Below are 13,783 nucleotides of genomic sequence, written 5' to 3'. Positions count from 1 at the left end.
CCGAGTGCCACGCGCATCGCAAACAGCCGCTGGCTCGTACTGTTGGTGCCATCAACAATTTCACACAATGTCTGGCGTCCCCTTTGGTCAATGCGCGTGGCGCGGTGGAGGCAACGATTTGCTTTGTTCTGCCCATCGATATGCCGGAGGTTGGCCAGCCTCGCAGAGAAGCGAATTTGTGTATCGGCGGTGCCATAAAGCGGTTCTGTCGCCTGAGTACCGGAATGGAACCGCGCACCCTCGCAATAAGAGAGCAATGCTTTTCAGATGGGCAGCCTTGGCGTCGGGCACGCGGTTTGTCGTGATCGTGCTTTTCCCCCATGATGGGGTAAACACCTAACATTAGCTGAGCGATCTTCGCGGACTGTGCGCACTTTGTACTGAACTGGTTTGTATCGAACGCCAAAGTGGCGTCATTGCCGCTGTGATATCCCTATAAAGAGCGTAACGGCGATTATAGTGCCTATCCAGCGCGGCGTTCGGCTTGTAGTGCCGATCAGCGCGCACCATAGCATTGGCGCCTTCTGTGAAATCTGAGAACAGACCAACCCCCGTTCCGGCTGCAATGGCTGCGCCCAATGCACCTGTTTCTCGTGAGACGGCAACGGTAACAGGTACGCCGAGCACATCGGCAAATATCTGGGGCCAGAGACGGCTGCGTGAGCCACCGCCGGAAAGCACAGCTTCCTCAAAGGTCGCACCTGCATTGCGGATCGTTTCCACATGCTGGCGATGACCAAAAGCTACACCCTCAAGCAACGCACGGATCAGGTGCCCCTTGGTGTGCCATCCCGCAATACCGTAAAACCCGGCTCGTGCGTGACCGTCTTGTTGCGCTCCGTACAGGTAGGGGTGGTATAGCGGATCATCATTCGCGGGCTCTATCGCCGCTGCCAGGCCGCAGCAAACATCGAACGGAGAGATATCGGCATGATATTCACCTCCAAAAAACTCTCGCACCAGCCATTCCAAATTTGCAGCCGACGTCGCGCTGTTTTCCATCGCCATGTAACGGCTGCGATCAAAAGTAGAGGTCATGAAGACTGGCCCCTCGAGATCAGGGCCGTCGATAATAATCTGGTTGATGCTCCACGTACCCGCAATGATCGATGCACTTCCTGAGCGCGAGACGCCAGCCCCCAGCGCCGACGCTACGACATCGAAGAGCCCTCCAACAACGGGCGTACCCGCCGCAAGCCCAGTCTCCCGTGCCACAGCCTCAGTTACATTACCTGCAATATTATCGCTTTCGATGAGCGGCGGCAGGATGTCCATACTGTCACCCAAACCATAAGCGTCCATCAAAGCACTGTTGTAACGGCGCGTTGCAAGATCGAGCAAGCCCGCCCCTGACATGTCGGAAACTTCGCTGAAACGTTTGCCTGTCAAGCGATTGACTACGAAGTCCTTGGAGAAGAATACAGTGCCAATCTGACTGAACAGTTCGGGCTGATAGCGTTTCAGCCAGGCGAGCAGTGTCGGGGTTTGGGAGGGCCATGGACGCTGGCGCGCTATCGGGTACGTCTTCGCGCCCACCCCTTCCGCCACCCACTCTTCAACGAGACCAGTCGCGCGGGTGTCGAGCGACTGGATGCCTATGAGCGGTTCTCCCTCCCGGTCGAGCGCATAGAGCCCGTTGCCATGTCCGGCACAGCCGATAGCGGCAATATCGCTCGCCGCTATACCCGCCTTATCGAGGCAAGCCCCTATAACCCGTTTGGCATTGGACCAGAGCTCGCCAAGGTCACGCTCGACGTGACCAGGATGCGGCATGCGGCTATGTCCTTCTTGACCTGCATGGGCGAGCTCCCGTCCCGAAAGATCAAAAACCACCGCCTTGATGACAGTGTTGCCCGCATCGAGCCCCAACAGATATTTTTGCATGAAGAACCCCTCCCAAGGTCCAAGTAGTTCAGCAACTCAACCCTGCTGATAGAGCGAATAGGCCTCCTCGCCGCTCGCATTCTTATGGATAATCGCCATCAATCCGCGCACCACGGCGCTTGGATTGGCATGCTGATATATGTTACGCCCATAGACCATGCCCATTGCACCTTGCTGCATCAAGGCTGCAGATTTGGTAAATACTGCGGAGAGATCTTCCTTACCACCGCCACGCACCAGCACCGGACAACGTGCGGTCTCTACGACACGATGGAAATCCTCTGCATTTGTTGTCGGGTCTGCCTTGATGATGTCAGCTCCCATTTCACGGGCGAGCCGCGTGAGCGTCACGATCTTGTCGGCGTCACCATCAACCATGTAGCCGCCGCGCTCTGTGACTGGCTGCATGACGAGCGGTTCGATCATCAGCGGCATACCGTATTTTTCGCAATCTGCCCGAACGCGGGAAATGTTCTGCACGCATTGACGAAAGAGGTCCGGCTCGTCCGGCAGCATGAAGAGGTTCACCACCACACAGGCCGCATCCATCTGCAGCGCTCCGATCAGCGGATCGGCCTCGTTCTGCAGCACCGCCCACATGTCGCGATGGCGGATACGGTTATAAGGATTACCCATGTCGAGGCGCATGACCAGCGCCGGTTTATCTTTGCCGGGAACATCCTGCAGCAGGTCGGCCTGACCATAGTTCATCTGGATTGCATCAGGCTTTGCGTCGATCAATGCCTTGATGACAGCTGGCATATTCTCCAAGCCGTCGAGAAAAGAGGGCTCATTGCACACGCCATGGTCGACAGCCACATCCAGACAGCGACCGTTGCCGAACAGCCGGTTCATCCGGACTTTGCGGTTTTCTCGCATAATTCACTCCTTTGTTCGTTCCTTGCGGAAAGGGTTTCGGCGGGGACACCGTGGCGCTCGCGCATGAGGGTTAGAAATCGCGTCAGCTCCGCGTCGCGGTGCTTGGGCGACCAGCTCTTCTCCGTCGCCAGCAAATCAAGCACGGCCTCGGTCATGGCGAGAGATAGCTCGCCGGAAATCGCCAATGTCGTGCGACGCAAAAGCAAGTCATCAAGATGCTCGACTGCCTCGGTTCGGATGAGATAGAGGAACTCTCGCGTGCTGTATTCGGCATTCGGCAAAGCGTAGTCAGGCCTTTCTACGATGAAATTGGTTACTTCAGCGGCATCTGTGCCGTACCGCGTGAAAAGAGTTGTGACGCGATCCACAGATAGTCCACTAGTGTTGGCAAGGTCAGTAATCCAGATTGCACGATCTTTCGGAAATGAGCGTCCGCCGCCTATGGCTCGTTCCGCCGTGTCGATCCGCCGCGACAAACCCAGCCGCTTCAGTGCCAAGTCGGCCGCCATTTCGCCAAAGGAGCGAAAAGTTGTCCATTTGCCGCCAATCATGCAGAGTACGGGAGGACGGTCATCCTGCCCTTCAAGCACCGTGCAGAAATGGTCGCGTGGGATACGGCCAGTAAAACTGTCGTTGCTGGCTGGCAGCGGGCGCACGCCTGCGAACTGGAAGACAATCTCCTCAGGACGTATTTTGATCTCTGGCAGCACGAAAGCGAGCGATTGCAAAATGTAGTCCCGTTCGTCTGCCTCGCAGCGCACGGTGCCGGGATCGTCGACACGGATATCCGTCGAGCCGACGAGAACTTTGCCGAGATAGGGAAACAGGATGCAGATGCGTCCATCCTCGTTCTCGTAATAGATCATGTGCCCATCAAGACTGTCACTGAGAGCGGGATTATCGACAATGAGATGCGAGCCTTTGGTGCCCCCCATCAGCGGGGCAGGTTGTGCCTCTTTCGGAAACAGTGTGCCATTCGCGATATCGATCCAGCCACCCGTCGCGTTGATGACCAGCCGCGGCTGGATAGAGAGTGTTTCGCTGGAAATACTGTCGAATAACTGAAAATCACCACCGCCACTTTCACAAATTGCCGCATAGTTCAGCGCCTTGGCATTCGGTCCAGCTGAAAGGCCGTCGCGCAGAAGCTCGACCCCAATCCGCTCTGGATGGCTGACCCAAGCATCGAAGTAGGTAGCGGAACTGCGGATCGCGGGATTGAGCGAAGGCCATTTTGCAAGTGTCGTTTTGCGACTGCGAAAACGGTGTTTTGGCATAAGCGCTCGTTTGCGCGTCAGAAAATCGTAGATACCTAATCCTGCTTTGATGGCGATTGCACCACGCCGGCTCGGACGGCGCGTAAGCCCCAGAAAACGTACAATCCCATTTCCTAACCCCGAGAAAATGTCGAAGATCGGAACGGTTGTCGGTAGCGGCGCGACATAGTGGGGAGCATTGCGCAGCAATCTGTCACGCTCGACAAGGGCTTCCTTCACGAGGCTGAACTCGCCATTCTCCAGATAACGCAAACCACCGTGAACCATACGTGAAAGCGCAGCGCTGGCGCCCGAACAATAATCGGACTGCTCAACCAGCAGCACGTTCACGCCCTGCAGCGCAAGCTCACGGAAAACGCTGAGCCCGTTAATGCCACCGCCGACGACACAAACGTCCACCTTCGGGCTCTGGCGGAGCCCGTCTAATATCTCTTTTCGGTTCATGATGGCCGTCCGTTATCCGTCCATGTTAACCAGTTGTGCCGAAATGGCCGTGTCGATAGCCGCAAAGTCATCAGACGAAAGCCGGAGCCTTCCTGCCTGCGCATTGTCGAGCGCCTGCGCTGGATTTCTCGCCCCGCAAAGTGCGAAGGTCACTCCCGGCTGCGCCAGCGTCCAAGCAATCACGATCTGGGCTATCGTCGCGCCATGGCGATCGGCGACCGGCTTTATAGCCGTCGCAAAATCCTTTGCCTTCTGCCGGTTGGCAACGGAAAAGCGTGGATTGTCCTTGCGTTGATCGTCCCCGGAAAACACACGTTCCGGTCCGATCATGCCAGACAGAAGACCAAGCGCGAGTGAGGAATAGCTCAACGTCGATACATTGTTTGCAGTGGTAAGCGGCAGCAAGTCTTGCTCGATCTCCCGATCGATCATGCTGAACCGCTCCTGGATCGCATCGAGCGCGCCAGTCTGGACATAGTGCTCCAGTTCCGACCGATTGACGTTGCTGGCACCAACAGCCCGGATTTTTCCTGCCTGTTTCAGGTCATCAAGCGCCGCGACGGTCTCTTCGATTGGTGTCGTCGGGTCCTGCCAATGAGTGATGTAAAGATCGATATAATCGGTACCAAGACGGCGCAAACTTTCTTCCACCTCGTGGATGATCGCATCCCGCCCCAGATAGCGATGGACTGGCTTTCCATCCTGTTCGAAGAAGTGCTTACCTTTCCGGGTATGCCAGACGAGGCCGCATTTGGTCGCGATCACCGCCTTGCCGCGGCATCCGGCAATTGCCTTGCCGACAATTTCCTCAGATCGTCCGAGGCCGTAGGCCGGCGCCGTATCGATCAGCGTCACGCCAGCATCCAGCGATGCCTGGATAGCTGCGATGGATTGGGCTTCATCCGTTCCGCCCCACATCCAGCCGCCTATAGCCCATGTACCGAGACCGACTGCGGACGCCCTGACGCCGGAGCGCCCGATTTCGCGGATCAACTGTTCGCCGCTCATGCGAAATATCCTTCTTGGGATGCAAGTTCGAGAACGCGGGCGCCAGTCGCTTCGTCGGTGACGAGCGTATCGAGATGATTGCCGCGAAGAACACTCAGGATAGATTCGGCCTTGTTCAATCCACTGGCGACACCGATCTTCGTCGGGATGTGCGCAAACTCATTCAGCGTAAGCGAGACCAGCGCACGGTTGAGGCTATAGTTGCAAATCCGTCCCTCCACATCGAGTAGATGGGCAAGAAGTTCCGCACTGGCACCGGAATGCTCGATAGCCGTCCGGTCTTCACTCGACGACGGGTGCAGATCGTAATAGGTCGAATCCGTACTGACGATAGAGCCGATACCGACGATGGCCACCTTGGCCTCCCTCGCCCGTTGGAACACGTCAGCGACAGAGCGCATGTTCATCAGCATAGCGCGCTGCGCAGCATCATCTGCGAACAAGGGCGCATGTATCTGATAGGAATGCCCTCCGAGCTTTTCGGCCATCAAAGTCGAGACGTGATTGACGTCAGTATAGTGCTTCCCCTGCACGCAGCCCGTTGCTGGAATAACCTCAACATCGAAACGGCGTGGGGCTTGAATTCCAGCGACCACGGAACTCATGCCCTTTCCGCCAGTGATGCAGATCGTGTCACCATCGGCGATTTCTTCAAGAAGCAGGCGGGCAGCGGCTTCCCCCACCGCCAGCAAAGCCGTTTGCGGGTTGTCGGATGCGGTCGGCACAACGATGGCGCGGCTAATGCCACCAAGCGCCAGCAATCGTTCTTCCAGATCGATAAGAGGCTCGACCGGCGACTTGATCTTGATTTCTACAAGGCCAAGCTGGCGGCCGCGTTTGATGAGCCGGTTGACAGTTGCGTGAGAAATGCCGAGTTGGTCCGCAATCTGCGCCTGTGTCAGCCCCTCCAGAAAATGCAGGACGAGAGCCTGATGCATCTGGCGGGCAACGACGATTTCCTCACGTGGCGCTGTTGTTCTCGGTTTCAGTTTAGCAATGGGCATATCAGGACACCTTCCGCTTGTGCAGGAAATGGTCGATCGAAACAGCGGCAAGAAGAATGCAGCCCTTGATCATGTCCTGCCAGTACACCGAAACATTGAGGAGGATCAGCGAGGATGTGACCAACGAAAGCAGAGCCATGCCGAGAATAGCGCCAAGGATAGTACCTGAACCACCGCTGAGCGATGCACCGCCGATGACTGCCGCAGCGATAATATTCAGCTCCATCCCAACACCAAAAGTAGGCGTAGCAGCACCGAAGCGGGACATATAGATGACGCCTGCAACACCGGCGAGCGTCGAGCACAACACCGTAACCCAGAATTTGACCTGGTTCGTCTTTATGCCTGAATAGAGCGCCGCTTTCTCATTGCTGCCGGTATAGAACACCTTGCGAAAGGCCGTAGCGCGACGGAGCAAGAAGTCGAACAGAATGACGACGGCGACGAAAATCAAAATGACATAGGGGATGCCATAGAATGTGCCCTGCCCCACCGCTTTGAAGCTTGGCGGCAGCGTGAAAAGCGACAGCGGCGTTCCTTTGGTGATGATAAGGCAGAGACCACGCACAATTACCATGGCTGCCAGCGACGTGATGAAATGGTTGAGGCCAACGACGGTTACGAAGAATCCCATAATGCCGCCGATGGCTGCGCTCGCCGCAATGCCTACAAGCGAAGCCGTCCATGGATCGAGCCCAGTCAGAAAGAGTGCGCCGGAAAGGACCATGGAGAAACAGACCACCGAGCCCACCGAAAGGTCGATGCCCCCGACAATCAACAGAATCGTCATCCCCACCACGACGATGCCTTCCACCGAGAAACTCATCAGCATCGCACGAAAATTGCCGAGCGTCAGAAAATGCGGCGACGCAAAACTCATCACCATGGCCAATGCCAGAATGATCGCAATCAAACCGCCTTCACGCATGGTTCCTATGCGCCTTATCGACGAATTTTTTGGCGCAGCCGCTGCCATTGTGTCGATTGCCATTTCACCCTCTCCCATTTTCTTTTCATGCGGCATGATGCGATGCCCGTTCCGCGCCAACGCCTGAAGCAAGAAGGATCACTGCCTCTTCCGACATGGTGTCCGCAGAAAGCTCTCCCGCAATGTGCCCTTCCCGAACGACCAGCACGCGGTCAGCCAGACCAAGAAGTTCCGGCATTTCCGACGAGATGACGATGATGCCAATACCGGAACGCGCAAGCTCCCGCAGCAGGCGATGAATTTCCGCTTTTGCGCCGACATCAATGCCCCGTGTCGGTTCATCCATCAAAATGACTTTAGGCTTTACCGCCAGTTGCTTGGCGATTGCCACTTTCTGTTGATTGCCGCCTGAAAGTGATTTCACAGGCGCTTCGATGCCACCCATGCGCACGGAAAGCCGTTTCGCAAAATCCTCTGCAAGTGCAGCTTCGGCTCGACCGTTGAGAAGTCCGGCGGCATTGGTCAATGATTTCAGGTCCAGCACGGAAATATTCTGCGCGATGGACATCTCCAGGAATACACCAGAACCTTTGCGGTCTTCTGAAAGATAAACAATGCCGGCCTTGGCTGCGTCGGAATATGAACTGATCTTCTGTGTCTTGCCATGGAGGCGAACTGTTCCCGCAGTGCGTGGACGAAGGCCGCAGACACCTTCGGCAATCTCCGTTCGCCCCGATCCGATAAGGCCACCGAAACCAAGAATTTCACCTTTGCGAACGGTAAAGCTTACGTCATTAAAGCGCACGCCATCGCCGATTCCGTCGACTTCGAGAATAATTTCGCCTGCCGCCTCGTGCGATCCAAGTTTATCCGGGTAGAGCTGCGTGATCTCCCGTCCTACCATCCGACGCACCACATCGTCGGGTTTCACATCGGCAATGCGATCGGTGCATACATAACGACCATCGCGGAAAACCGTCACCCGGTCACAGAGGTTGAAAATCTCGGCCATGCGGTGACTAATATAGATGATGGAAATACCGTTTGCCTTGAGATCACGGATGATCGAAAAGAGCTGCTGTGCCTCCGTTTCGGTGAGCGCAGCCGTGGGTTCATCCAGAATCAACACACGGCAGTCGAGTGTCAGCGCTTTGGCGATCTCCACGAGCTGCTGGCTGGAAATCGGCAAGTTGGCGACCTTCTGCCGAACATCGATAGCCGCCAGGCGGTTCATCACGATCTGCGCATCACGTTCCAGCGCGCCGTAATTCATGAACGGCGAACGACGGCGATTGGTCGTCGCCATAAACATGTTTTCGGCCACTGTAGCGTCCGGACAAAGCGCTATTTCCTGATGCACCAGACCGATACCAAGCGATTGCGCCACGGCGGGGGAGGCAATGTGAACGGTTTTGCCGTCAATGCGTATCTCACCTTCAGTCGGCTGCAAAACGCCAGCGATAATGCTCATCAGTGTCGATTTACCAGCACCGTTCTCGCCGCAGAGCGCATGGACCTCACCACGTTCAAGCCTGAAATCCACTTGCGTCAGCGCCTTCACCGCTCCGAAATGCTTGGTTACACCGTGGATGGTAAGCACCGGTTCAGCCATCTTTTTCCTCCCTCTCCATTCAAACCATCCGCACCACAGGGCGCGGATGGCTTGTTGAACGGAGCCTATTCGTCAATGCCCTTAGTACCGCGACGCTTCAGATATTTGTCCCAATAGAAGTCGTCCGCGTTTTCTGCGGTCACAATTGAGAGGCCATTATCGACAACGGGAATGCTCATCGGGTTGAAGCCGGAACGCTTGGCGTCATTCATCGGGTCGATCAGTTCCGGATGCTTGGCAAGCCACAGCAGCAAGAAGCCCATATAGCCCTGCATGCCCTGGTTCGGATTGATCGAACCGAAGACTTCACCAGCCTTGATCATGTCGAGGATGTTGGCGTTGACGTCGGCACACATGACGAGAACCTTGCCACCAGCTTCTTTGTTCGCCTGCGCAGCCCCAATTGCGGAGTTGGCCTCCGGCATGAAAACCGCACCGAGGTTCGGATTGGCTTGAATGAGGCTCGACAGCCCCTGATACGCTTTCGTCGGGTCCTGATTGGAAGCAGCACGACCAACCAGCTTCATGTCAGGCCACTTCTCTTCCATGCGGGCGATGAAAGCTGCAATGCGCTTGTCGTGATTATCCTGTCCCGGATTTTCAAGAACAGCATATTCGCCATTGCCGCCCATTTTCTGGGCGATGGCATCGGCCGCATAGGTGCCTTCTCGTGTGTTGTCCGAAGTGATGAAGGACACACGCTTCGACAACGGAGAATCTGCTGCGAATGTGACGACCGCCGTACCCTGATCGATCGCCCGGTTGATGGGCTCGATGAACGGGTCGGAGTTCATCGGATGAACAAGAATACCAGCTGGATTCTGCGCCAACGCCTGATCGAACGTGGCGATCTGCTTGTTCACGTCATATTCTGGTGTGCCAGTATATTCCGTCTCGCAGCCGAACTGCCGACCAGCCTGCTTGAACATTTCATAGACGGGAAACCAGTATTCAACGCCAGAAACCATGACGTTCATCACATATTTTTCGCCCGGTTTACAGCGGAACGGATTCTCGGTCTCGGCTGCCGTTGCGGAACCGGCCAGAAGCGTTGCCGCAAGAACCGCCATTGCGGTCGTGCTCAGAAAATTGCGCAAGTGTCCTCCTCGAGGCCGAAGCCCCTCCCAAACGCGCGGAAAGCGTCCCAAAAACGCCGTTGATCTTTGTGAAGACCGGCCCTCCTCCTCGAAGACCAGTATTGATAGCTAATCGCAAAGAAACGCGACTGTCAATATAATTCATTATATGAAATATATTTCACCTTGGTGGTGCATTCCCCTCATTGTCGAATAAGATCGGGGATGAAGCACTTTCAATTGAGCTAGCAACTTTTCGAGAGGTATTCGGCGGGCACGTGGGCGTCCTCTCCTTAATTCTCATCCCGTTTTGACCGTTTCGATGACCAATGTAGCTTCAAAGCTAAGCGCGAATTTATGTACACCTTCTGAAGCTCAGTGCTCTGATGCACCAAATCGGATATGATGTTCGTAAACTGCAGGTGCGGCTTGTTGGTTGTGATGTTCGCCGTCGAACCTGCTTTGCGAGATCAACTTGTCGCAGCGGGTTTAGAGCCCGCCTTTCGGTCTCCCACCCGGCGCGGGAACAAGACGTGAATGTCAATCTCGTTCGGAAGTGCATGAGCGCCAAAGAGGAGCGTCCATCGCCTTTGGCTTCTGCGTTCGTTTCTGCTAGATTGCTCCGGAAATGACCTCTGCTGCCAGCTGTTTACTGAAAAAGAGCGTGCATCGGGAAAGCTCTCTAATGCACCCCAGATTGAGCGCGATGCTGCCGAACGTAGTCAGCCGAAAACACGTACTTACAAAATTGACGATGCGGCCGATATCGGCACCTTTTACAGTTTAACTTTTCCGAAACAAATGTCCAACAAAGCGGAGTTACGCTGGCGCCCGTGGGTGGTTATGCTCAGCGAAGCCGTCCGGGCGCAGCGAAAATAGCGCTTACTTTCAAAGTGTCCGCGTGGTTACACAACGTCTTGGGACGACCGCGGCGCGTTGGATCGGAAATGCCCTTACGGAAGAAAGAAGCCGGCGACGACAAACGCTCCGATTTCATAGAGTGAATAACGCTCAGATTTCAATGAGAACACCAATCCCGATGACTGCCAGCACCAGAGCCGTAATCGCAGTATACACATGGTCGCGGTCGCGCAGGAAAAGGATCAGCATCAGCGCTAGCCGCGCAACAGGGAGAAAGATGAGCACCGCAACGCCTGCCTTCACCGCGCTAAAACCGCTCAGCGGGAGGACGAGTGAACCAAGGAATGGTTTGACAGCGGTCAAGATGACGCCGACCGCAATCATCGCTGTCGCGAACCATGTTCCGTAACAAAGCAGCCCGGCGATGACATAGTCCCGCCGCTCCAAAGCAGATTTCATGCTGTACCACCAATAAGTTGGACACCAAAGGCACTCAGAATCATCTGAACTGCCAGCAGTGCGAGAACGATCACGAAGAAAATACGCAACTTGTGAGCCGGGAGCCCCATCAGCAGACGAGCACCAACGAGCGCACCGATGACTGAACCGAGTGCGACCGGACCGGTAATGTCAATGTCGATATCGCCTCGTACGTAGTATGCACCTGCGCTGGCTGCTGCTGTCACCCCAATCATGAAGTTCGACGTAGCGGATGATACTTTGATGGGGAGTCTCAAGGCAGTGTCCATCGCCGGGATTTTCAGGACGCCGGAGCCAATGCCGAGCAATGCAGAAATCAGCCCGGCAGCGTACATCAGCACCATGCCAAATGGAACGTGGCCGACTTGATAAGGCATTTCATGCCCCGTCACTTGATCAGGATAGCTGGAGTGCAGGCGTAGGGTCGTGGCCCAACTCGTCACATCCGTGCTGATCGCGTCGATCGTTTCGCACCGCCTTGCAAGCATTTGCATCGCCGAAAGCGCCAGAATGGCTGCAAATAGGGTGTACAAAACCGAGGTCGGAACGATGCCGATAAGAAAAACGCCGGTCAACGCGCCGAGCGTGGTCGCCGTCTCGAGGACAATGGCTAGGCGAATATTGGTCAGGCGACCTTTTATGAACGGGGCCGCGCTGATGCATGAGCAGGCAATTACCGAAACGATACTTGCTCCAATGGCAACATGAATATCCCTGCCAAACAGCAGCGTGAGAATGGGTACAATAAAGATGCCACTAGCCATGCCGAGCACACCACCCAGAGCACTTGCGCCGAAAGCGGCCGCAAAAAAACATAGGGTTTCCATTGCTCGGCCCCCGTCAAGAACATTCGCGCGGGCGTCGTGCCAGCCGGGTGACGAACTTAATCAGGTCCCCGCGATAATGCAGCTTTTCGTAGTCAATTGGCCGATGTCCGGTAGTGTAGGACGTACGCTCTATCAGAAAGATCGCACTACCTGAACTAATGGCGAGCGCTTGCGCTACATCCGACGTGGCAGTGATGGCTTCAAGACGATATTCCGCCTCGGTAAGAGGCAAATCGTATTTGTCCTCAAGCAGCGAGAAAATCGGTTCAGCATCCAAGTCGTGCGTAACGATCTTCTCTCCGATCTCGCGTGGCAGGTAGGTCTCATCGAAGGACATGGCCACGCCGTCGGCTAGTCGCACGCGCTGAATCCGCATGACCAAGGTACCAGTCGGAATGGCGAGTTGCCGCGCAACATTTGTATCGGCGGCGACGTTGCGCCTATCCAGCACCCGGGCGGTCGGCGTGCGGCCGAGCGCCTCCATATCCTCTACGAACCCCGTCAACTGGGTCAATTCTTGGGTGATCTTGGGATGCGCAACGAAGGTGCCTTTTCCTCGTCTGATTTCTACTAATCCGCGCGCCACCAACAGCTCTATCGCTTTACGAACCGTCGTTCGGCTCACGTTGAATCGTTCCGTTAGCTCATCTTCCGTTGGAAGTTGGCGGCCTGGACGGAGAACAGAGGATGATATTTCTGCAGCAAGGGCCGCTTCGACTTTCGCGTACAGCGGTATGTGTTCATATTCATTTGTCATATCGACATCATGACATCATGATGTCGATATGACAACGAGATATTGCGTTATATTCCGCAATCGAGGGGCGGGTAATCACGCTCGGGCTACAACAATCGGGCCTTGCGGCCGCGTTGTTGCGATGCTCTTTCATTATCGCTTCTCTAGCAGCGACGAACCATGGGGTTGGCAACGCTCTTAGGTCCCTCGAACGCGTCGAGGTTGCGAATTATCAACGGATGCCGTTGGGCTTGGCAAGATATGCTCGGTAGCGTTTGAATGCCAGTCAGAATCTATCTCACCTAAAGCGCGGTTTCCTCGCGATCGAAGATTAGATGATAATTATCGGTTGCTGCGAATCCGCTGCTTTTATCGAAGACGTAGCGGAAGAGTTGAATGGGCACGGTCGCCAAACGACCCCGTGACAGCTCCGGATTGCCCGGCTGGTCCAGGTCGGTCAATCACTGAGAACTGGAGTGGCATACCAGTAAGGCCTTCCTTCCGGCCTAACGCGGTAGTGCGACAGTATACGGCCCGTGGAGCACGTCACCCGTGGGCCGCGATGGAAATTTCGCTCGCAGCCTCAATAAGTCGGACTTCCAACCTCCGGCGCTCGATCTCCGGCATATCGATGGGCAGAACAAAGCAAATCGTTGCCTCCACCGCGCCACGCGCATTGACCAAAGGGGACGCCAGACATTGTGTGAAATTGTTGATGGCACCAACAGTACGAGCCAGCGGCTGTTTGCGATGCGCGTGGCACTCGG

The 13,783-nt window shown here is 55.6% G+C and carries 11 protein-coding genes and 2 pseudogenes; 1 reads left to right on the top strand and 12 read right to left on the bottom strand.

Annotated elements, in window-relative coordinates; genetic code table 11:
• Window positions 1-305: pseudogene (locus ACOWVS_RS23105) on the top strand (hypothetical protein); the annotation flags it as partial.
• 37 nt (window positions 306-342) lie between these two features.
• On the opposite strand, the gene ACOWVS_RS23100 reads toward ACOWVS_RS23105, so the two are convergent.
• The 12 genes and pseudogenes from ACOWVS_RS23100 to ACOWVS_RS23045 form a co-directional block, all read right to left on the bottom strand.
• Window positions 343-1,884, bottom strand: a complete 1,542-nt coding sequence (locus tag ACOWVS_RS23100) for an FGGY-family carbohydrate kinase (protein WP_075042526.1) — start codon at window positions 1,882-1,884, stop codon at window positions 343-345.
• A 36-nt stretch (window positions 1,885-1,920) separates the two neighbouring features.
• The gene (locus ACOWVS_RS23095) at window positions 1,921-2,763 is read right to left on the bottom strand and encodes a class I fructose-bisphosphate aldolase (protein ID WP_075042525.1); all 843 of its coding nucleotides are present in this window, start codon (window positions 2,761-2,763) and stop codon (window positions 1,921-1,923) included.
• Window positions 2,736-4,484, bottom strand: coding sequence for a glycerol-3-phosphate dehydrogenase/oxidase (locus tag ACOWVS_RS23090; RefSeq protein WP_075042524.1), 1,749 nt, complete (start codon window positions 4,482-4,484; stop codon window positions 2,736-2,738). Before ACOWVS_RS23090 ends, ACOWVS_RS23095 begins: the two co-directional genes overlap by 28 nt.
• A gap of 12 nt (window positions 4,485-4,496) precedes the next feature.
• Complete coding sequence (locus tag ACOWVS_RS23085) at window positions 4,497-5,492, bottom strand: aldo/keto reductase (RefSeq protein ID WP_075042523.1); 996 nt, start codon at window positions 5,490-5,492, stop codon at window positions 4,497-4,499.
• Window positions 5,489-6,496 carry a sugar-binding transcriptional regulator gene (locus ACOWVS_RS23080; protein ID WP_075042522.1) on the bottom strand — a complete coding sequence of 336 codons (1,008 nt, stop codon included), beginning with the start codon at window positions 6,494-6,496 and terminating at the stop codon, window positions 5,489-5,491. The genes ACOWVS_RS23085 and ACOWVS_RS23080 overlap by 4 nt, the downstream gene beginning before the upstream one ends.
• Window position 6,497: 1 nt before the next feature.
• Window positions 6,498-7,487 carry an ABC transporter permease gene (locus ACOWVS_RS23075; protein WP_075042527.1) on the bottom strand — a complete coding sequence of 330 codons (990 nt, stop codon included), beginning with the start codon at window positions 7,485-7,487 and terminating at the stop codon, window positions 6,498-6,500.
• Between the two features lie 22 nt (window positions 7,488-7,509).
• A complete protein-coding gene (locus ACOWVS_RS23070; RefSeq protein ID WP_075042521.1) occupies window positions 7,510-9,036 on the bottom strand; it encodes a sugar ABC transporter ATP-binding protein in 1,527 nt (508 codons plus the stop codon).
• A 65-nt stretch (window positions 9,037-9,101) separates the two neighbouring features.
• Window positions 9,102-10,133, bottom strand: a complete 1,032-nt coding sequence (locus tag ACOWVS_RS23065; RefSeq protein ID WP_075042520.1) for a substrate-binding domain-containing protein — start codon at window positions 10,131-10,133, stop codon at window positions 9,102-9,104.
• A gap of 990 nt (window positions 10,134-11,123) precedes the next feature.
• Entirely contained in the window at window positions 11,124-11,432 is a 309-nt protein-coding gene (locus ACOWVS_RS23060) for a DUF1634 domain-containing protein (protein ID WP_075042519.1), read from the bottom strand.
• Window positions 11,429-12,280 (bottom strand): sulfite exporter TauE/SafE family protein, encoded by an 852-nt coding sequence (locus tag ACOWVS_RS23055; RefSeq protein ID WP_075042518.1) that lies wholly within the window; start codon window positions 12,278-12,280, stop codon window positions 11,429-11,431. The genes ACOWVS_RS23060 and ACOWVS_RS23055 overlap by 4 nt, the downstream gene beginning before the upstream one ends.
• A 13-nt stretch (window positions 12,281-12,293) precedes the next feature.
• Complete coding sequence (locus tag ACOWVS_RS23050) at window positions 12,294-13,037, bottom strand: GntR family transcriptional regulator (protein WP_075042517.1); 744 nt, start codon at window positions 13,035-13,037, stop codon at window positions 12,294-12,296.
• A gap of 525 nt (window positions 13,038-13,562) precedes the next feature.
• A pseudogene (locus ACOWVS_RS23045) lies at window positions 13,563-13,783 on the bottom strand (hypothetical protein); the annotation flags it as partial.

It is taken from the genome of Brucella sp. IR068 (genome assembly GCF_049065885.1).
Taxonomy (GTDB): domain Bacteria; phylum Pseudomonadota; class Alphaproteobacteria; order Rhizobiales; family Rhizobiaceae; genus Brucella; species Brucella intermedia.
This window is presented reverse-complemented; position numbering and strand designations above follow the sequence as displayed.